General features: G+C 30.1%; 15 protein-coding genes and 1 riboswitch. Of the genes, 10 read left to right on the top strand and 5 right to left on the bottom strand.

Translation table 11 applies throughout. From position 1 onward, the window contains the following. Window positions 1–2: 2 nt before the first annotated feature. Window positions 3–1,025: a molybdopterin-binding protein gene (locus tag Q6H37_RS07175; protein ID WP_318740427.1), complete on the bottom strand. Its 1,023-nt coding sequence runs from the start codon at window positions 1,023–1,025 to the stop codon at window positions 3–5. Between the two features lie 63 nt (window positions 1,026–1,088). Then, window positions 1,089–1,222: riboswitch (molybdenum cofactor riboswitch) on the bottom strand. 596 nt (window positions 1,223–1,818) lie between these two features. On the opposite strand from Q6H37_RS07175, the gene Q6H37_RS07180 reads away from it, so the two are divergent. Beyond that, window positions 1,819–3,114, top strand: a complete 1,296-nt coding sequence (locus Q6H37_RS07180; RefSeq protein WP_318733743.1) for an IS110 family transposase — start codon at window positions 1,819–1,821, stop codon at window positions 3,112–3,114. 939 nt (window positions 3,115–4,053) lie between these two features. Here Q6H37_RS07180 and Q6H37_RS07185 read toward each other — a convergent pair. Further along, window positions 4,054–5,244, bottom strand: a complete 1,191-nt coding sequence (locus Q6H37_RS07185; RefSeq protein WP_318740429.1) for an SH3 domain-containing protein — start codon at window positions 5,242–5,244, stop codon at window positions 4,054–4,056. Between the two features lie 297 nt (window positions 5,245–5,541). On the opposite strand from Q6H37_RS07185, the gene Q6H37_RS07190 reads away from it, so the two are divergent. Both Q6H37_RS07190 and Q6H37_RS07195 read left to right on the top strand, forming a co-directional pair. Then, window positions 5,542–5,742, top strand: a complete 201-nt coding sequence (locus tag Q6H37_RS07190) for a small, acid-soluble spore protein, alpha/beta type (protein ID WP_318740431.1) — start codon at window positions 5,542–5,544, stop codon at window positions 5,740–5,742. A gap of 230 nt (window positions 5,743–5,972) precedes the next feature. Further along, on the top strand, window positions 5,973–7,883 hold the full coding sequence (locus Q6H37_RS07195; RefSeq protein WP_318740433.1) for a cell wall-binding repeat-containing protein: 1,911 nt from the start codon (window positions 5,973–5,975) through the stop codon (window positions 7,881–7,883). A 625-nt stretch (window positions 7,884–8,508) separates the two neighbouring features. Here Q6H37_RS07195 and Q6H37_RS07200 read toward each other — a convergent pair. Continuing rightward, window positions 8,509–8,652, bottom strand: coding sequence for a hypothetical protein (locus tag Q6H37_RS07200; RefSeq protein WP_318740435.1), 144 nt, complete (start codon window positions 8,650–8,652; stop codon window positions 8,509–8,511). 723 nt (window positions 8,653–9,375) lie between these two features. On the opposite strand from Q6H37_RS07200, the gene Q6H37_RS07205 reads away from it, so the two are divergent. Both Q6H37_RS07205 and Q6H37_RS07210 read left to right on the top strand, forming a co-directional pair. Continuing rightward, the gene (locus tag Q6H37_RS07205; protein WP_318740437.1) at window positions 9,376–9,954 is read left to right on the top strand and encodes a TetR/AcrR family transcriptional regulator; all 579 of its coding nucleotides are present in this window, start codon (window positions 9,376–9,378) and stop codon (window positions 9,952–9,954) included. Window positions 9,955–10,024: 70 nt separating this feature from the next. Next, window positions 10,025–11,527, top strand: a complete 1,503-nt coding sequence (locus Q6H37_RS07210) for a CoA transferase (RefSeq protein ID WP_318740439.1) — start codon at window positions 10,025–10,027, stop codon at window positions 11,525–11,527. Window positions 11,528–11,823: 296 nt separating this feature from the next. Here the strand turns inward: Q6H37_RS07210 and Q6H37_RS07215 are convergent, their stop codons facing one another. Together Q6H37_RS07215 and Q6H37_RS07220 are read right to left on the bottom strand one after the other, a co-directional pair. Next, a complete protein-coding gene (locus Q6H37_RS07215) occupies window positions 11,824–12,018 on the bottom strand; it encodes a hypothetical protein (RefSeq protein WP_318740441.1) in 195 nt (64 codons plus the stop codon). A gap of 61 nt (window positions 12,019–12,079) precedes the next feature. Further along, on the bottom strand, window positions 12,080–13,537 hold the full coding sequence (locus Q6H37_RS07220; RefSeq protein ID WP_318740443.1) for a hypothetical protein: 1,458 nt from the start codon (window positions 13,535–13,537) through the stop codon (window positions 12,080–12,082). A 549-nt stretch (window positions 13,538–14,086) separates the two neighbouring features. Here Q6H37_RS07220 and Q6H37_RS07225 point away from each other — a divergent pair. The 5 genes from Q6H37_RS07225 to kduD all read left to right on the top strand — a co-directional run bounded on the left by Q6H37_RS07225 (window position 14,087) and on the right by kduD (window position 20,461). Next, window positions 14,087–15,130: an aldose 1-epimerase gene (locus tag Q6H37_RS07225; protein ID WP_318742947.1), complete on the top strand. Its 1,044-nt coding sequence runs from the start codon at window positions 14,087–14,089 to the stop codon at window positions 15,128–15,130. A gap of 170 nt (window positions 15,131–15,300) precedes the next feature. Beyond that, a complete protein-coding gene (gene uxaC / locus Q6H37_RS07230) occupies window positions 15,301–16,701 on the top strand; it encodes a glucuronate isomerase (RefSeq protein ID WP_318740445.1) in 1,401 nt (466 codons plus the stop codon). Between the two features lie 117 nt (window positions 16,702–16,818). Then, window positions 16,819–18,192 (top strand): glycoside-pentoside-hexuronide (GPH):cation symporter, encoded by a 1,374-nt coding sequence (locus tag Q6H37_RS07235; protein WP_318740447.1) that lies wholly within the window; start codon window positions 16,819–16,821, stop codon window positions 18,190–18,192. A gap of 248 nt (window positions 18,193–18,440) precedes the next feature. Continuing rightward, window positions 18,441–19,451 carry a LacI family DNA-binding transcriptional regulator gene (locus Q6H37_RS07240; RefSeq protein ID WP_318740449.1) on the top strand — a complete coding sequence of 337 codons (1,011 nt, stop codon included), beginning with the start codon at window positions 18,441–18,443 and terminating at the stop codon, window positions 19,449–19,451. A 227-nt stretch (window positions 19,452–19,678) separates the two neighbouring features. Continuing rightward, the gene (gene kduD, locus Q6H37_RS07245; RefSeq protein WP_318740451.1) at window positions 19,679–20,461 is read left to right on the top strand and encodes a 2-dehydro-3-deoxy-D-gluconate 5-dehydrogenase KduD; all 783 of its coding nucleotides are present in this window, start codon (window positions 19,679–19,681) and stop codon (window positions 20,459–20,461) included. Window positions 20,462–20,535: the final 74 nt, after the last annotated feature.

Genomic DNA, 20,535 nt, shown 5'->3' on the forward strand with positions numbered 1-20,535 from the left:
AGTTAACACCCCTTTCCAAAACTACAATGAGGATAGGTACATACATTACATTCCAAACAAAGTCCTCCGTGACCAAGAACAATTATATCTTCCTTTTTTATTTTTTCACCAGCAAATATTCTAGGAAGTACTAAATCAAATATAGTTGTTTTTGCGTACATAACACAGCCTGGCAACCCTAAAATAGGAATATCACCTTTGTATGAAATTAAGAACATAGCACCAGGAAGTACTGGAGCTCCATAAGTTACTATTTGTGCTCCTGTATTTTTAATAGCAGCAGGTGTTGAATCATCAGGATCAACAGACATACCACCAGTACAGATAACCATTTCTGCACCTTTATTTATAAAATCCTCTATAGCAGCAGTAATTGTTTCAATGTTATCTGGTACTATAGTACTGCCGATTGTTTCACAGTCAAATTGAGATAACTTTTTTCTAACTACAGGTCCAAAAGCATCTTCTATTCTTTTATAATATACTTCATTACCTGTAGTAACTATAGCTGCTTTAAGTTTCTTATAAGGCTTTACGCTTACAATCTTTCTACCTTCAGCTAAATGTTCAGCTTTTAAAATTTTTTTCTCATCAATAACTAAGGGAATTACCCTAGTACCAGCTACTTTATCACCTTTTTTAACAGGTGTATTATTATGTATTGTAGCTAACATAATTTCATCTATGGAATTTAATTGAGTGAGAAGATCTATATCTATTTTTAAAATTCCATCTTTATCTGAAATAAAGGTAATTTTACCTTCCTTTACTTCTGAAAAGGTTAAACCTTCACCAGCTGACAGATTTTTAAGCCTTTCTGCAGCTTCATTTTCATGTAAGTAACCTTCTTTTTTTTCCCATACATAGAGGTTATCCTTTCCCAAGGATAGTAAAACAGGGATATCTTCTTCAGTAACAATATGACCTTTTTCAAAAGCCCTGCCTTTAATTTTTCCTGGGATGATTTGAGTAATATCATGACATAGAATGCTTCCTACAGCTTCTTTTGTAGGTATTTTTTTCATTATAATTCCCTCCTCAAGTTAAATTTAAAATTTTCGCTTAGGAGATATGAGTAATAAATATAATACAATTTTAACCCATCTCCTTTCCTAAAAACGTGGAGGCACTTTTGTTTCCTAAAGCACCCTGTGGACTTATGTCCAGGCTTATAATCCATAGAAATATCCTTAGGTTCATAAGCTCGGAGAATAACTTATTTTAATTTTATACTAAAGATTGTGAGTATGTCAAATTTTACAACAATTCAAGTTTGCAACATACAAAATTGGAACTTAATATGAGCATATTACAACATAAGCGAAGTAACTTTCAACTGTATTCCGGCTGATATATGCTGTGAAGGAAAACTCACTTCATTAAGAAGTTCTAATGCTTGAGATATTGAAAAATGTCTACCTCCTTGTATAATGTAGCCATAACATTCAATAGAAAACTATCTATACCATTTGTGAATATTACAACTTAGTTTTTTCTTATTATTCGTAATTCTTTTACCCGACAGGGTGTATGTTTCTACTCTAACTTAGTTTTCTATTTTCCCTTAAGGGGAAACCAAATTAGTAAATATTGATGTATAATATCTCCTGAATAGAAGATATATGGACACCTCCTGGGAAATGACTCTATCGAGTCATTATTACCCGTGACTGAGCATGTCATTCCATCAGTGAGAATTCTGTGTTTAGCTGGTTAGGTTTCCCTTTGGGAATTACCTGTGTCACAAACAAGGTTACAAAATTACTGATAGAAATGGAATATCTATTCTATCTCTTACAAACAAAGGAGATAATGTATATGAGTAAATTTTTTTATAGACCAACAGTTGGAATTGATGTATCCGCAGATTTTTCAGTAGCTGCTATACTAGCACCTAACGGTGAAATTTATAGAAAACCTTTTAAGATTATGCATAATAGAAATGGTTTTGATTACCTAGTAGATCAAATAAAAAAAGTGGAAGAAGAGTTTAGCATGAAAACAGCCATTTTCATGGAATCTACTGGTGTATACCATCTTACTCTTTTCCACTTTCTTAAAGATACATTTGAAGTATGTATCCTTAATCCACTCATTACTAATTGTAACAAAAATGTGGATATAAGAAAAGTAAAAAATGATAAAAAAGATGCATTAACCATTGCTAATATAGGTAAATTTCAAGATGTCAAATATTCTTCTAGTTTTGATATTGAAATCTACACTTTAAAATCTCTTTGTAGAGATTACTATAAATTTACTGATAGTAAATCTACATTTACAAAAAAACTTTCTACGGATTTAAGAGTCATTTTTCCTGGTTACAGGTCTGTTTTTTCAAATATTACAGGAAAAACATCAATAGCCATTTTAAAAAAGTATTCTAGTGCTGAAGCAGTTTTAAATGCTGATAGAGATGAAGTTATTAATCTCATTTCAAGCAATTCTAGAAAAGGGTTAGTACATAGTGAAAAGATATATAAAAAGTTATATGCTGCTGCTGAGGAAGCTGTTTACATTGGTCTTAAATCACCAAGTCTATTTGTAAAAGTAATTAATACTATTGCAATAATAGAATCATTGGAAATCCAAATTGGAAACCTATTAACTGAAATTCATATATTAATGTGTAGCAATAGAATTTCTGATGAATTTAAGAAAAATGTACAATTACTTTACTCAATACCTGGTGTTGGAGATTTTACATCCATTGCAATAATGAGCGAAATTGGTAATATTAAAGGTTTTGTTAAACCTAAGCATTTAGTTGCATATTTTGGCTTAGATCCTTCAGTTAAACAATCTGGTAAGTTTAATAGTAACAAAAATGTTATGTCTAAACGAGGTACCCGAATAGGACGAAGAGCCTTATATGTTGTCGCGTTATCATCCGTACGTAAAAGTAGAAACGGTGAACCAATAAATAAAGTTTTACTTAATTTTTATACTGAAAATATGAAAGGTAAAAGTAAAAAAGTAGGCTTAGTGGCAATAATGCATAAGCTAATTAACTACATATTCTCTGTTCTTAAAAATCAAAAAGAGTATGAATTACGTGACCCTAAAATACATACAAAAATGTATCTTAATAAGCTATCTAAACCAGCAGCCTAACGGCTAAAATAATTAGGAAGTAATTTCCATTATTCGTGTTTTTTAATGAATTTTTTGTGATACCTATTTTTATTAATAAAATTTTTTATAAAAACTTATTGACTTTTACTAGCTGGTCTTAAATGCGATGTCCTGTCGATTTCGGAGCTTTTGCCGTCCTGGCAAAAATTACGAAATTTTTCAATATCTCAAGCAAAGAACTTCTAAAATTCGTTCGAATCTTCCTTCGCAGCATATATCAGTCTGCATACAGCTGAAAGTTACTTCTTAGTGCATTACGTGAATATATAGTATCTTTTGATATGACTATAAATAAAAAGCACAGCTTTCATAATACTTATTATCTAGTTTATGTATATTTTAGCTATTTTAATAATATCCTATGGCGCAGACTACAAAATAATAAGTCTCTTTTAAGGTATTTCTGCAGAATAGAAAGTAACTATTTTTTAAATTGAATATATTAGCCAAACAACAGGCTGTGCCTTAATTTTAAGTGTTATAAATTATAGTTATAAATATGATTGTGGCTTACTAAAATTACCTATAACAATGTAATTAGGTGAGTGCACTTGGAAATTACTAGTTTGAATTTTAACGTTTACTCCTTGATATATGATAATATACTATAAGTAATTTGCGATATTAGAAGTATATATTTACTACTTTTTAGGTGGAGGGAGCTTTGAATATATGGTGAATAAAAGCTTTTGAGTGAATTTAGGAGGTCTTATGCAAAAAAATTAAAAAATCCCGTAATTTGAATCAGGACGATTCAAGCCGCGAAAGTCCCAGGACGGGACATTTGAGCGGGTAGGGATTTTTTAATTTTTTTGTATTAGAGCTCCTTAATGAACGGTTGGCTTTTATTCACCATATATTCAATGCGGACTCCATCTAAAAAGTTGCATCGTATTATTTTTAAACTGCGAAAGTTAATTAGTATATATATCTTAAATAAGCACCATAGGTATATCCTTCAATTCCATTTATACGAATTTTCAACCATTTGCCATCATTTGAGTAGTCAATTACTTCAGCATATTGATTTTGGTTTAGGTAACCAACTATATCAGCTGATGTTGATGGGTTATTTCTTATATTTAGTTGATACACTTTATTTATGGTAACATATTTACCACTTGGGATAGATGTAATTAGGTTACCCCATACCCAACCAGTTTGTCCGTTATAACTTATCTGATACCAACCTGCTGAATAATCAATTAAATATAGAATAGTGTCTTTAGATATATTACCAATAATAGATGAGTCTGTAGATGCTTTAGATCTAAAATTTGCTGCAGTGGTTACATTTGTTATTTTAGCAAATATACCAGCGTCTACTGGATGAGGAATATTACTAGTGCTGCCAGTAGTATTAGTAGATGTTGGAGGAGTGCTAGAAGAATCCTCAACTATATTTACATACCTTCCTGCAATATATCCTTTATTAATTTCATTCATACTTATAAAATACTTTTTAGTACCTTGTATACCGCCATAAGTTTGATCTGGTGTGGATTCATAAGTAAAAGCACCATTAACTCCATTTAGTGTACCCCATTTATCAAAAATAACTACATGATCATAAGATTTATTAAGTATATCCATATGCTTAATATCATTTAGATTAATTTTAGTAAAATAAGTATCGAACATAGATGAAGTTGACAACTTAGAATCCTTTACATTAAAGGCAGCTTGTACAAAACCAGAACAATCTATACCAGCAGTACCAGAAATATATCCAAAACCAGCTTCAGTATTAACATTTCCAGTAAAAGCACCTTTATTTACAGCATCTAAAAAGTTTAGCCAAGGCGATCCATAGGAATTTGAGTCCAAAGAATCTTGCCCACCCCAATTATAGGGGATACCAGTAGCTGTAACTGTTGTTGCATCTTTAAATTGACTAGGTTGTGTGACACTTGAAGTATAGTTAGCAGGTAAAGCTCCATTTTTATCGGCAGAGTAATTCCAACTTAAATTAATCATATTTAACGCTCTTTGTTCTGCCTCACTTCTAGTTATAGATTGTTGAGAAGCAGCATTTACACTTTGAGTAGGAGCAATTATAGAAGTAGCTAGAAATAGAGTGATTAATAGTTTAGATTTAAATATCTTCATAAATTAATCTCCTTATCACTAATTTTTGTATTAAGTACAAGTACAATTATATTGGGGCAAGCTAATCTAGGCAACACGCAAATAGTGGTAAAATGTTTTCATGTTTATAATAGTATAATAATCATTGTTTAAACTTTTAAGTAATTGGGGGTACTGCTATTAGTATTGATGGGATAAGATTAAAAAATTGATGTATAAAATTAAATAGAAATTACTAAATCATTATTTTACAAATGAATAATAAAATTTAAAAAAAAACAAACTACACATATATGAAGAATATGAGGAGGTATTAAAATGTCAAAAAAACCATTAGTACCATCGTCAGAAGGAAAGCTTGATAAATTTAAAGTAGAAGTAGCAAAGGATATGGCATTAGAAAATGTTATGAATAGAAAACAATTTGGTAATGATAAAAATTCAGGTAATGTAGGTGGAGAAATGGTAAAAAGAATGGTTAAAGCAGCAGAAGAAAATATGGCAGGTGGAAAAAGATAATGTAATCCTATAATTAATAAAAAAATACCAATGCTGAAATATGGCTGTAATGGCCATATTTTTTTGTGTGAAATTTGCAAAATGGTTAATGGAAAGTTAATAAAAGCTGTTATGCTTTCTAGCTCAAATTTAAACTATGGAATATGAGGATAAATATACTTATTGAATTGTAATGCAATTTCATAAATAATTATAATTAGAATAAACACAAGTTATACTAGGAGGAAAAAATGATTACAATTAAAAAATTTTCCGTAGCATTTTATACAATTATAGTTTTGTTTTTTGTTTTAGTAACAAAGGTATCTGCAGCTCCAAATAGTATAAGAATTGGAGGAGCAGATAGATATGGAACGGCAGTAAAAGTTTCACAAGATAGTTGGAATGAATCAGATTATGTTGTTTTAGCTTCAGGTGAAGATTTCCCAGATGCTATTTGTGCTGTGCCGCTTGCAAAAAAATATAGTGCTCCTATCTTGATAACTAAAGGAAACAGTTTGAATTCTGAAGTATTTGATGAAATTAAGAGATTAAAAACTAAACAGGTTTTTATAATAGGTGGGGAAGGTGTTATACTTCCTAGTATTGAAAAAGAATTAAATGATAACAATATAAATACAATTCGAATAGGTGGACAAGATAGATATGAAACTAGTATAAAAGTAGCGAAGGAATTGGGAGAAAGTAGTGAAATTGTATTGGCATATGGTGAAAATTTTCCAGATGCATTATCTATAGCGCCTATAGCGGCTATGAAAGCTATGCCTATAATTCTTACTGATACTAATGTTCTTCCCAATAGTGTTAAAGAATATATAAATGGCAATGCAATAAAGAAATGTTATGTACTAGGTGGTACTGGAGTTATAAGTAACAGTTCTATAAAAAATATATCAAATGTTAAAAGATTAAATGGTAATGACAGATATGAAACTAATATAGCTATTATAAATGAATTTTTAGCAGACTTAAATTTTAAAACTACATATTTAACTTCAGGAGAAAACTTCCCAGATGCATTATGTGGTTCTGCTGCTGCAGGAAAGAGTAGTTCACCAATTGTATTGGTAAATACAAACTATTTTAAAGGTAGGAGCTTAATCAAGTCAAAATTAAGTGACATAGATTATTTTAAAGTATTAGGTGGAAGCGGAGTTATATCTGATAAGCTTGTACAATCAATTTTATTTCCTGCAAAAAGTGTACTAGCATATACAGGTTCTTACTATTCAGGAGATGACTTATCGTATAAGTCTTTGGTTAGTTACTCAGGGTTAATTGATGGTATTGCCACAGATACTTATAATGTGGATGGACTTGGGAATATAACTGGTACTGTTCCTCAAGAACAAATAGAATATGCAAATGCAAATAAAATTTCGACTTATGCTATGATATCAAATTCTTTTAATGGAAATATAACTAAGACTTTATTAGAAAGCGATACAAATAGGCAGAATTTGATAAATAATATATTGGACGCTTTAAAGAAGAACAACTATAAAGGTGTAAATGTAGATTTGGAAGGTATATTTTATTATAACAGAGATGAATTTACCCAATTTATAAGAGATTTATATAATACATTGTATCCACAGGGATTTGAAGTAACTGTATCAATTCCATCAAAAATTGTGGACAATCCTAAAGATACAGGAACTGGAGCATATGACTATAGTGAAATTGGAAAATTTTCAGATAAGGTTATGATAATGACTTATGATGAACATTGGTCAGGTGGTTCACCAGGAGCTATTGCATCTATAGGTTGGGTAGAAAAAATAATTAATTATGCAATTAATGTTATTCCTAATGATAAGATAATGCTGGGATTAGCAGCATATGGATATGATTGGGCATCAAATGGCAGTAATGCAGATGCTTATACTATAAATCAGGCTTATAATAAAGCATACAGGAATGGTGTTCAAGTTAAATGGGATTCAACATCTAAAAGTCCATATTTCAATTATACTGATAATTATGGTGTTTATCATAGCGTATGGTTTGAAAATAGTACAAGCATTGGATATAAATTAGATCTTGTAAATAACTATGATTTAGCTGGAGTTGCCATATGGAGATTGGGACTAGAAAATGCTGATTATTGGGACGTTATAAATCAAAAACTTAATAATTAAATTAAAATGGATACTCATAAAGTAAAAGTTATGTGACACAAGAATACAGTAGAAGTTTAGATTTTAACATATATCACTACATAAAAGTTAAAATCCAAACTAATGACTTCAAGCATACACATATAATTGTATTGTCATAGGTAATTTCAGTAATTTAAAATTATATTTAACCATAATTTATAACCCTTAAAATTAAGGTGTAGCCTGCTAATGTACTAATATATTTAGTTTGAAAATCAGTTGTTTTCTATTTTATAGAAATGTCTCGAAAGAGATTGATCTTTTAGATTGTTGAAAAATCTAATATCAAAGCATAGTTAATAATTAACAAATATATTACTTTTGTAGGCTACGCCCAACATCATAAACTTAAGAATTTTTAAGTATTATTACCGACATTCTTTATTAAATAAATTACAATTAATTATTTTAAAGTCAAAAAAAGAGCATAAAAATTCTAGTCATTTAAAGATAAATTTTTTTACTCTTTTAAAAACTACTTTTTTGGTTATTTTGATATTTGTTAGAAAAGTTATGCTTTGTTTCTTGGCTTTTAAGATTTTTAATTATCATTGTAGAGCCACGTGCTTCGCATGCATATTCGGGTATATCAACTTCTACAAATTCATCCATAGTCATATGCATTTTTATAGATAATCTTGACACCACAACTTAAACACTCATAAGTTATTGTATCATTCTTCTTTTCTTCAAAAATGCCTTTACTAAAGACTTTCATTTCTTTTACTTTCTTTTTATTGTTAGCCATTTTACATCTTACCCTTTCTTATATAAATACTGGCTCTATTTTGCTACGAATTATTCCTTTTATCACTCCATAATCATGTATTAGCTATTCTATCTTCTTTTCATTACTTATCATAATTTGTTCTTTCAATTTCTCTCTAATACTTTCCACATAATAGACTATATCATTAAATCTCATCTTTCTTCCGCAATTTGGACAATCTGACGGATTTACTCCAAAGGTCAATAATATTCTTGTTTACCAATTTTTTTTATAAATTTAATGAACTCAAATACATTTTCAAACCTTTTACTGACATATCATTAAGTACTAATGTATTTAGCTTGCCAGTTTTTTTTTCTCTTTAACAACTATGTGATCATTAAGATTTCTTTTTTTATAATCATAGACATCTTTCCATTTTAGGTTAAGTACATCGCTAACACGTAAATGTACATTAATCATAAAATTTATTAAGCAGTAATATTGTAAATTCCATGCAAGTAAATATTTTTTTAATACATCTATTTGATTTTGTCTCTTATTGGTTCAACTTTAGATATAAAAATAATCCTTTCATTAATTTTACTTTTTATATTTGTATTATATTAAAATGTAAAATTGAGCCACTTGATAACAATATTATCTATGCATGGTTTGATAAAAAATATCATTCAACAGGTAAAATAAGTCTTGACACTTGGAAACTAAAATAGTATTATAGTTTCCAAGGGAGGATTTTGTATGGATGATATTAAAAATAGAATACTTGATAAATCAAAGATAAGATTCAACCATTTTGGATTTAAAAAAACTACATTAGATGAGATTGCTCAAGACTGCTGCATATCAAAGAAAACTATCTATAAGTGTTTTAAGGATAAGGAGGATTTATTTACTAAATTAGTTATAAATGAAACGCTTAAGGGAAGGAAAATGATCCTTGAACGTGTTAAAAATATCAATGATCCAGTTGAATGGATAGAAAAGTTTTTTATAGTATCTATTGAGTATTTTATGGAAGATAACTTTCTCACAAAAATTCTGAAAGATAAAGGGGTTCAAGGTTCACCATTCCTTAGTGTAGACTACTACAATATGATTGAAAAGGATATTATAAGTATTATTGCAGATGCAATTAAAGAAGGGAAAAGTAAGGGAAAGGTAAGAGATGTGGATGAGACTGTTATTGCCTATGCTTGTTTTAAATTATTCCAAGCTTTAAGTTATGCAAAATCTGCTTCATTGTCTAATGATGAAGATAAGCAAGAGTATTATATTAATTCGTTTTTAGATTTTATAAAATATGGATTATTGAAATAGAGTAATCCAGTAAACTACAGCTAAATTTAAGTTAATTAAAAGTTATATAAAATAAATTGGAGGTTAGAAAATGGCGTATAAAGATTCAGAAGTAAGTAAAAAGTTCAACCCATTGGAACATCTTGAGAAATTAATAAACCCAATAGGGCTTTCAATAAGTGATTGTGGTGGAAAAATCAATATTATGGGTGAAGATCCATTGTTCCCTAGTACTGTTCGCCTAGCTACTGCGTTTTCACTTTCGGCAATGGCAGCCGCCGTTGGAGCAGCAGCTATTTGGCGAGAGCGTACTGGTGAAGGACAAGATCTTTCTATTGATATTCGCAAAGCGGCACATGGTATAAATCCTGATTTTACATTTCATCCTACAATTAACGGTAACCCATATCCAAACTGGATGGGACAAACTCATCCATTTGGAATATTTCCATATAAAACAAAAGATGGACGGTGGATATATACATCGGCAGTTTATCCACATCAACAGTCAGACTGGTTAAATTTCTTTAATTGTGGGCCAGATCATAAAAAAATTGCAGCCAGTGTCGCGAAATGGAATGCTCAAGAACTCGAAGATACAGCTAACAGTCAAGGGCTTACCGCTTGTATAGCACGTACACCAGAAGAATGGCTTAATCATCCACAAGGCCACTATCTATCTAATGAGCCGGTAATTGCTATCCGCAAAATTGGTGATAGTGCGCCCGAAGCTTTTAAACCTTCAGAAAGACCGCTTGGCAATATAAATGTTCTGCAAGCAACTCATGCAGTAGCTGGACCAGTTGTAGGCCGAACTTTAGCAGAACAAGGAGCCCAAGTGCTTCAATTTAATCATTTTGATGATTTTGAACATAATTGGGTTTATGATGATGCAAATGTTGGGCATCGTTCTACACACCTGAACCTTAAAAATCCAAAGGACAATGATAGAGCCAAAAAATTGGTTCAAAATGCGGATATATTTGTAGATAGCTATCGAAGTCGCAAGATTGCTGAATTTGGATTTTCGCCTGAAGAGCTTGCAAAAATCAGACCAGGTATTATTGTGGTAAGCGTTCGTTGTTATGGCTATGGTGGTCCATGGTCTGATAGGGGTGGTTTTGATATGCTAGGAACTGCTGCATCAGGATTGGCAATGTTAGAGGGCGAAAATGGCATGCCTGCAATGCCTCCGACAGGTTTGATTAATGATTATGTTACAGGGTATATGGGCGCAGCAGGTGCCACTGCCGCACTTCTCAAACGTGCAAAAGAAGGTGGAAGTTATCATGTAACTGTCAGCCTAACTAGAAATGCAATGTGGTACCAAAGTTTGGGGCTAATTCCTAAAAAGGATATCGAATTTGCTGTCAATCCCTTTCAGAAAATTTATGAATTATCTCCACATGAATTAATGAAAGCTGCTTCAAGTTTAGGAAAACGGCTATCTGTACCTGAAGCTATAATTCGAGATACTCCTTTGGGAGAAGTAAGAAGACTTGCGCCAGCAGTAACCTACTCAGCCACACCTGCATACTGGAATGATCCAATTCTTAGACCGATGGGGTCAGCAAAGCCGGAATGGATACTGTAAAGGGCTTGAAGTATCACTGGTAGTCAAGCAGCAATAATTACTATTGGTATAACTATTGTGTAATAAAATAAGGAGGTGTTACACTAAATCGCCATACACGGATATTTTTGGGGGTTATATATTTAAAAAAAGGTATAAGAAATAAATATCCACCGGCATAGCCCAACATCATAAACTTAAGAATTTTTAAGTATTATTACAGATATTCTTTATTAAATAAATTATAATTAATTATTTTAAAGTCAAAAAAAGAGCATAAAAATCCTAGCCATTTAAAGATAAATTTTTTTGCTCTTTTAAAAACTACTTTTTTGGTTATTTTGATATTTGTTAGAAAAATTATGCTTTCTTTCTTGGCTTTTAAAGTTTCTTATATGAAGAGCATATTTTTCTATAGATCTTTGCAATTGTATCAGCTTTTCATCTCTAATCATGTCATTTGGTTCAATTAATAGTTTTATAAATTTTTCCTTAAACATCCCTATTGCCATATATTCAATGTGGACTCCACCTAAAAAGTTGTGTCGTATTGTGCTTATTACGATGATTAGATTACTTTGTATAATCCGTATAGTCTGGTTTAAACCATTTAATAGATATACTAGCTTTTCCAGTTTCATCTTTAGAATTTACTTGCAAATCATCACTGCTTATTTTATTTTTATTTAACAACAATACTGTGTTTTCTGGATCATCACAGTAGAAAGTAATTCCACGTATATTATCAATGGTAGGAGTAAACTTTCCAAATATAGGATCATCTACAGAACTTATATTGATATAGGTTTTACCATCCTCATTCAACTTATTATACATTAGGTATTTGTGAACATCAGCATAGTTTAGAAGTCTAGAAGTTTTGGCTACAAGTATTTTGTTATTAGTTTCATATTCCTTTAATAATTTTAAGGATTGAATATTTTCTGGTTTAAACAAATATTCTGTGTTGACACCAAAATGTTGAGCTACTATACTGTACTGCTTATTATTTACAATGCTGTCCAAGTTTTCTTTAGTAAGTTGACGATGAATATGTTCGGGAGTCCATGTCCAATCCATTTTGCCATCTACTAGATTATTTGTATATCTATAAAATCCCCAAACTTTTTGTCCATCTCTTAAGGACAGCTCATAAAGTGGATAACTATGTCCAAAATTAGAATCACTTAAAGAATTCCATACATATTTAACACCATTTTGTATAGTTAAATCTGTATGGTAGTAAGATGAATTAGGGTTATCACCTTGTTGGTAACTCATAAAATTTGAAGTGCCATGAGCACCGAAATTTTGTTTATTGGATTTGTTACCATGGTTTATCCAAATTGTAGGTTTAAAACCTATGGAGTTTAAAGTATTCCAAGCATTTTCGGCTAATTTTCTATTAAAAAGGGTATTTTTTTCGCTTTTGGTTGAAAAGTCTCCAAAAGTATGAATAGAATCTATCCATCCTGAACCCATAAAATGAGTCATTTCGTCGGCATTATGTTTTTCTGTTTTACTGGTCCCATTAAAAAATGTCATTATGTGGTCTACTCCATGCCCCTCAGTATCAACTGTGGATTTCATATTGTCGCCCATATACATCCAAAATGAATCTCCGATATCTAAGCCTAAACCTTCACCATAAGGAGTTTTTTCCTTGGTGTTCAAAAATTTATGGTAAGTTTGAAATTCTTCTAAGGTAGCGTCATCTATGTCAGAGCATATAGAAAGCATAGATTTAAATGGATATGGAAATTTTCTTATATCTTTATTTTCAGAATCTTTAGTTTCAGTATTAGAATTTAGTACACTCTCTGGTATACTATCTGCAGTTTTATTTTTTTTACACTTAGTTTTTGCAGGGTTATTAGCTGATACTTTTACATTATTAGCTAGCTTTTTTGAATTGTAGAACTTAAATCCCCAAAAACAAGCAGCTAAAACTAGTAAAATAAAAAAAATTGAAATTACAAATTTAATTTTTTTGGCTTTTTTATATTTTTTTATTCTTGTTGGCCTTTTCATAAACATACATCCTTATAGTAATATTTGTTATAAAATCATTATAATTATTTTATTGTTAAATTAAGTAAAAGATGCTTGAAATACTAGAAAGTGCTAGTCCACATTAATAAACATGATAGGTAACATAAGCAGTAACCCAAAATCTATGATTTGCTTAATTTAATTTTTCTTAATTTAACTACATTATTTATCAATGCTTATGCATTTTATTTGAATAGGGAATAGGAGTATTAGCAATGATGCTTATTGAACAAAACCATTATATAGCAAAGAATTAATTTTTACTAGTACTTGGACATTAAAATAAGGTTTTTTTAAGAATTGAACTATTTTTAAGGTTAATTAAGCTTAATTGTTAGCAAAAATATTGAAATGCTATTGATAAATATTTAGAAAGTATTATATAATGATAATAAAATCTTTGTTAACGTTAACAATAAACATTTTGGCGAATTAATTAGTGTGAATAAAGTATTATTTTAGTTATTGTTAACGATAACAATAGCCAAACGCCAAATTATTACTTGTGATGTAAAAATAAATATGGAGATGATAAGTTTGATTAATAACAAAACTGAAAATACCAGCATAAAAGAAGTCTTATGGAAAAATCACAAAGCTATTCGTTTCAGTGCAGGTGGATATGAAGCACTTATGGTACCAGGAGTAGGAGCAAATATAGTAGAATTAAAAAATGTTTTTAAGGGAGTAAGTATACTTAGAAGTCCCAATGATGATTTGGAATTTGAAAAATTTAGAGAAAGGCCTCAAGTATATGGATTACCATTATTATTTCCGCCAAATAGAATAGAAGATGGTAAATTTAAAGTGGACCATAAAGTATACCAATTTCCTATAAATGAGCCTAAAAATCATAATTATATTCATGGATTTGTAAAAAATGATAAATGGGAAATAACAAAAAAAGAAATTATTCCTGGAGATCAAGTTGAAATAGAGGCTGTTTTTAATTTTGATAAGGAACATAGTTTTTATAAGTATTTACCTCATGAATTTCAATTTAAATTACTTTATAATCTTTCTAGCGAAGGGCTAAAACAAACTACAAGTATTACTAATTTAAGTAGTGAAAAAATGCCAATAGCTATAGGATATCATACAGCTTTTAATGTACCTTTTCATCCAGAAAGTAAAGATGAAGATTATAGGTTAATAGTATCTATAGGCAAAAGATGGGTACAAGATGAAAGAAATTTACCAACGGAAGAAATATTAGATTTAACAGAAGTAGAAAAGCAGTATATTAATAAAGGTATAGTACCACTAGGTGACAAAATAGAATCTCATTATACATTAGAAAATATGGAGATTGATGGGTCAAAATTTCATGGCGCAATAATTGAAGATAAGTCTAAAAATATGAGAGTGTTATATGAAATGGGGAAAGAATATAAACATATAGTTATATGGAACGATATGGGTGACAAGAATTATGTGTGTATAGAACCTCAAACTTGCGTGATAAATGCACCTAATATTAATTTAAATAAGGATATAACAGGACTTAAAACACTAGAGCCAAAGAACACTTGGAGTGAAACAGCAAGAATATATGTTGAGGATATAAAATAAATATTAAGCTTATAGGGGGCAAATTCATTTGAAAAATTTTCTATTTAAATATTTCTGCACACGTTAACAAAAAACTGTTGTAATTTTAAAAGAAAACGATTATAATAAGATTAAGTTAAATTGTTCACGTGAACAATAAGAAAAATAGTAAGAAAAGTAGGGTGATTATAGTGAAAAAATTTATGGATGAAAATTTTTTATTAGACAATGATACTGCAGTGAATTTGTATCATAAATATGCAAAGGACATGCCTATTATAGATTATCATTGTCATTTAAATCCAAAAGAAATTTTTGAAAATAAAAGATTTAAAAACATAACTGAAGTTTGGCTTTATGGTGATCATTATAAATGGAGAGCTATGAGAAGTAATGGTATAGATGAAAAATACATTACTGGAGATGGAACTGATTATGAAAAATTTATAGCTTGGGCGAAAACGTTGCCAATGGCTATAGGAAATCCTCTTTACCATTGGACACATTTAGAACTTCAAAGGTTTTTCGGAATATATGAAGTTTTAAATGAAAAAACTGCTCCTCAAATTTGGAAAAAGACAAATGAATTATTAAATGGAGAGGGATTTGGAGCAAGAGACTTAATTAAAAGATCAAATGTAAAAATTGTATGCACAACAGATGATCCAGTGGATTCTTTAGAATATCATTTAAAACTTAAGGAATGCAAGGATTTTGATGTGAAGGTTTTACCAGCTTTTAGACCTGATAAAGGAATTAACATAAATAAGCAAACTTTTGTACCATGGATTGAAAAACTTGGACAAGCATATGGTAAAAATATAAATAGTTATGATGAATTTATAAAAGCATTAAAAAGCAGAATTGATTTCTTTCATTCAGTAGGATGTAGAGTGTCAGATCATGCACTAGATAGTGTACTGTATGCAGAAGGATCTAAAGAAGAAATTGAAAAGATTTTCTTAAAAGCACTAAAAGGTGAACCATTAACTGTAGAAGAAGTAAGCAAATATAAAACAGCGGTTTTAAAATTCTTAGGAGAAAACTATGCAAAATTAGGATGGACAATGCAGTATCATATTGCAGCCATGAGAGATAATAATACTAAAATGTTTAATAAACTAGGTCCAGACACAGGATTTGATTCTATAAATGATGAAGGTATTGCTTATCCTCTTTCAAGGATTTTAGATTCCTTAGAAACTGAAGATTTACTTCCAAAAACAATTTTATATACTTTAAATCCAAAAGATAACTTTGTGCTTGGAACTATGCTTGGAAATTTCCAAGGAACAACTGTTCCAGGAAAAATACAATTTGGATCAGCATGGTGGTTTAATGATCACAAAGATGGAATGATAGAACAGATGAAATCTTTAGCAAGCCTTGGTCTATTAAGCCGTTTTGTAGGAATGCTTACTGATTCTAGAAGCTTTTTATCATATACAAGACATGAGTATTTTAGAAGAATACTTTGTAATTTAATAGGTGGATGGGTTGAAAATGGAGAATATCCAAATGACATGGAATTTTTAGGAAGAATTGTACAAAATATATCTTATAATAATGCAAAAGAGTATTTTGGAATGTAGAAATTTAATAAAAAATAGTTTAATCTTTACTGCGTTTATGGCGCAGTAAAGATTGAAAATAAATGTATACGATTTTAATATATGTAAACGATATTATACAATAGGGGGAGTAAAAACATGGAGCAAAAAAAGGTTCAGAAAACTGGCAAAAAGTTGACCTTAAAAGAAAAAATATCCTATGGTTTTGGTGACTTTGGTAATGGATTTATGTTCGATTTAGGACAGGCATATCTTTCTAAGTTCTTTACTGATGTATGTGGCATACCAGCAGCAGCAGCAAAAAATATTTTTGTATATACAAAGATATTTGATGCATTTATGGATCCTATAGCTGGATCAACCGTTGATGCAAAAAAACCAGGTAAACATGGTAAATTTAGACCAGTTATGATGGTTTCAAGTATAATTCTTGCTATACTAACAATTGTAACATTTTTAATGCCTGGTACCACACCTACTAGTAAACTAGTATATGCATATGCTGCTTATATGGTATGGGGACTTATATATTCATTTACAAATGTTCCTTATGGATCATTGGCATCTGTTATGACTCAAGATGTTGACGAAAGAAGTCAAATGGCAACCTACAGACAAACAGGATCTTTAGCAGCACAATTAATAACTGGTGTAGCATTTGTACCTATACTTATACATTTTTCAGATCCTAAAATAGGATATCCAGTAGCTGCTGCTATTATGGCTTTAATAGGCGTAATTTCATTTTATATTTGTTTTAGAAACACTAAAGAGCACATTCAACCTAAAGCAAAAGTACAAGAAAAAACAACTGTGGGTGATTATGCTAGAGCAGTATTCACAAATAAACCGTTATTATGTTTAATTCTTATGACTTTATTTACAATATCTGAAATGAATGCAAACAATCAAATGATGATATATTATTGTCAATATGCTCTTGGAAATGTTAAACTTCAACCAGTTATAAACAGTATAATGATTGGATGTTCTATTTTAGGAATCGCAGCTATTCCTAAAATGGTTAAAATGTTTGGAAAAAAGAAAACTGCTATGATAGGTTTCGCAATTGGTATCATTGCTAATGGATTAAATTTTATATTGCCAGCAAACTTCTATGTATTCACAATACTTGTAACTATAGGATATGCAGGACTTGCCATTCCCAATGGTGTTACTTGGGCTTTCGTTTCTGATGCTATTGATTATGGTGAATGGCATACAGGAAAGAGAAAAGAAGGTATAACTTACGCTGCATTTAACTTCTCAAGAAAAATAGCTCAATCTATAGCAGCTTATGTTACTTTAGGAGCTTTACAATTAACAGGATATGTAGCAAATGCACATCAAACTGCAAAAACATTATTAGGAATGAAAGCAGTAATGGCATTATACCCAGCTGTTGCATTAGCTATAGCCGCTGTTGTAATTGGTTTGTTATATAATTTGTCAGATGATAAATATAGAGATATAGTAGCTGATTTACAGAATGGAAAATTTGAAAATGATTAATTTGAGTTTCACTTAATACAACCCCGTTAATTTTTACTAATGCAAGTATTTATGTTTTTAAAATGTGAATACTTGCATTTTACTATATAATCTGATAAAGAAAGTTTTAGAACAAGTTGAAAAGTTTATTGTATAAAGGTATATAATGTTTAGAGGACTATATTTTATTACATATAGTTTAGTCATACAAAATATGATATTATCATAAAGAAAAATATATATTTGTTTTCAAAAGAAAGGTGGAACTAATGAGCGTAACAATAAAAGATATAGCAAAATTAGCAAATGTATCACATACAACAGTTTCAAGAGCACTTAATAATAGTCCTTTAATAAATGAAGAAACAAAAAGTAAAATAAAAGCTATAGCAGAACAGCTTAATTATGTACCTAATTATATTGCAAAAAGCTTAGTATTAGATAAATCTTATACCATAGGGTTATTTTTTTCCAGCATAAGTAGAGGTACATCCTCAGGATTTTTCTTTGAAACAGTAACAGGAGTAAATAGCGCTATAGAAGAAAATTATAATTTAGTTGTAAGAGGAATTGATAATTACAAGGATTTTACAGCCATTAATAAAAAGAGATTTGATGGAATTGTCTTGATGAGTCAAAGTGACAATGATAATTCCTTTGTTTATGATGTAATGCAGAAGGGGATTCCATTAGTTGTTTTAAATAGGGAATTAGAAGAAGAAGCATTAATAAATATAGTATCTGATGATAAGGAAGGCACTTTTAAAGCTGTAGAGCATTTGATAGAAAACGGACATAGAGATATAGCTATAATAGAAGGGAAAAAAGAATTTAAATCTACTAAAAATAGAAAAGAAGGATTTATGGAAGCTTTAATTCACTATAGTGTGCCAGTACGCAGCGAATATATGATTAAAGGAAATTATGATATGAAAAGTGGATATGATGCTATGAAAGAACTTATGAATTTAGATAAAGTTCCTACAGCAGTATTTTGTTCCAATGATGATATGGCCATAGGTGCTATAAAGGCAGTTTTTGATAGTGGCCTTAGTGTGCCAAAAGATATTTCAATATTAGGGTTTGATGATATAGCAGTTTCAGAATATTCTACGCCATCACTTACAACTGTAAAAAGACCCATAGAAGATATAAGTATAATGGGTGGAAAGAAGATAATTGATGTAATAAATGGAGAAAGCTATAAAGGCGAAAAAATTTTTCTTAAGACAAAGCTTGTAATAAGAGATTCTGTTCTTAAACTAAATGAGAATAGTTAATATGATATTTAGCACAACGAAATTTTGATGTGATTATTTTTTAGTTAATAATTACATCAAAATTTTTTTGTGTGCAAATTTTCTATTGAAAAACAAAATTTAATTTTATATAATAGAGATGGGTTCATAATATGAAATTATTTTTCACATTGTGAAACAAGCACTTGTGCGTGAAATGCGAGTACAAAATATTTTCAACGTAGTTAATAGAAAGGAACAAGCATAATATGGATACAGAATTAAAAAATTTTTCAATGGATTTTTTCAAACTGGATGGAAAAGTAGCAATTGTTACAGGAGGAAATACAGGGCTTGGACAAGGATATGCAGTAGCTTTAGCAAAGGCTGGAGCAGATTTACTAATATCAACTCATGGTACAAACTGGGAAGAAACAAGAGAATTAATTAAAGAAACAGGAAGAAAAGTAGAGTTTGTTCAAGCTGATTTAACAAAAAAAGAAGATAGAGAAAAAGTAGTAAAAAGATGTATGGAGGTCTATGGAAAGATAGATATACTTGTAAATAATGCAGGCACAATAAGAAGAACTCCTCTGCTTGAGTATAAGGATGAAGATTGGCAAGCAGTTATGGATATAAATTTAAATGCTCTTTACTACTTGAGTAAGGATGTAGCTAATATTATGGTAAAGCAGGAAGCAGGGAAAATAATTAACGTAGCATCAATGCTTTCTTTCCAGGGAGGAAAATTTGTTCCTCCATATACAGCAAGTAAGCATGGTGTAGCAGGAACAACAAAGGCTTTTGCCAATGAATTAGCTTGTCACAATATACAAATAAATGCAATAGCACCAGGATATATAGAAACAGCTAATACTGCACCAATAAGAGCTGATAAAAATAGAAATAATGAAATATTGTCAAGAATACCAGCAGCTAAATGGGGACAACCATTTGATTTGATGGGAGCAATAGTGTTTCTAGCAAGTAGAGCGTCAGATTATGTAAATGGACATATTTTAGCCGTAGATGGTGGATGGTTAGTTAGATAAAATTTAATTATAAGTTTTATTATAATCTGTTTTAATTTGAACTCAAATCATACTATTAGAGGGGCAAATTAAAT

The organism is Clostridium sp. JS66, assembly GCF_033561535.1.
GTDB classification, from domain to species: Bacteria; Bacillota; Clostridia; order Clostridiales; family Clostridiaceae; genus Clostridium_AM; species Clostridium_AM carboxidivorans.

Excerpts from the sequence above, each read along its gene's own strand:
- Q6H37_RS07175 (WP_318740427.1), bottom strand. The coding sequence starts at position 1,025 with ATGAAAAAAATACCTACAAAAGAAGCTGTAGGAAGCATTCTATGTCAT.
- Q6H37_RS07180 (WP_318733743.1), top strand. The coding sequence starts at position 1,819 with ATGAGTAAATTTTTTTATAGACCAACAGTTGGAATTGATGTATCCGCA.
- Q6H37_RS07185 (WP_318740429.1), bottom strand. The coding sequence starts at position 5,244 with ATGAAGATATTTAAATCTAAACTATTAATCACTCTATTTCTAGCTACT.
- Q6H37_RS07190 (WP_318740431.1), top strand. The coding sequence starts at position 5,542 with ATGTCAAAAAAACCATTAGTACCATCGTCAGAAGGAAAGCTTGATAAA.
- Q6H37_RS07195 (WP_318740433.1), top strand. The coding sequence starts at position 5,973 with ATGATTACAATTAAAAAATTTTCCGTAGCATTTTATACAATTATAGTT.
- Q6H37_RS07200 (WP_318740435.1), bottom strand. The coding sequence starts at position 8,652 with ATGGCTAACAATAAAAAGAAAGTAAAAGAAATGAAAGTCTTTAGTAAA.
- Q6H37_RS07205 (WP_318740437.1), top strand. The coding sequence starts at position 9,376 with ATGGATGATATTAAAAATAGAATACTTGATAAATCAAAGATAAGATTC.
- Q6H37_RS07210 (WP_318740439.1), top strand. The coding sequence starts at position 10,025 with ATGGCGTATAAAGATTCAGAAGTAAGTAAAAAGTTCAACCCATTGGAA.
- Q6H37_RS07215 (WP_318740441.1), bottom strand. The coding sequence starts at position 12,018 with ATGGCAATAGGGATGTTTAAGGAAAAATTTATAAAACTATTAATTGAA.
- Q6H37_RS07220 (WP_318740443.1), bottom strand. The coding sequence starts at position 13,537 with ATGAAAAGGCCAACAAGAATAAAAAAATATAAAAAAGCCAAAAAAATT.
- Q6H37_RS07225 (WP_318742947.1), top strand. The coding sequence starts at position 14,087 with ATGATAAGTTTGATTAATAACAAAACTGAAAATACCAGCATAAAAGAA.
- Q6H37_RS07235 (WP_318740447.1), top strand. The coding sequence starts at position 16,819 with ATGGAGCAAAAAAAGGTTCAGAAAACTGGCAAAAAGTTGACCTTAAAA.
- Q6H37_RS07240 (WP_318740449.1), top strand. The coding sequence starts at position 18,441 with ATGAGCGTAACAATAAAAGATATAGCAAAATTAGCAAATGTATCACAT.
- kduD (WP_318740451.1), top strand. The coding sequence starts at position 19,679 with ATGGATACAGAATTAAAAAATTTTTCAATGGATTTTTTCAAACTGGAT.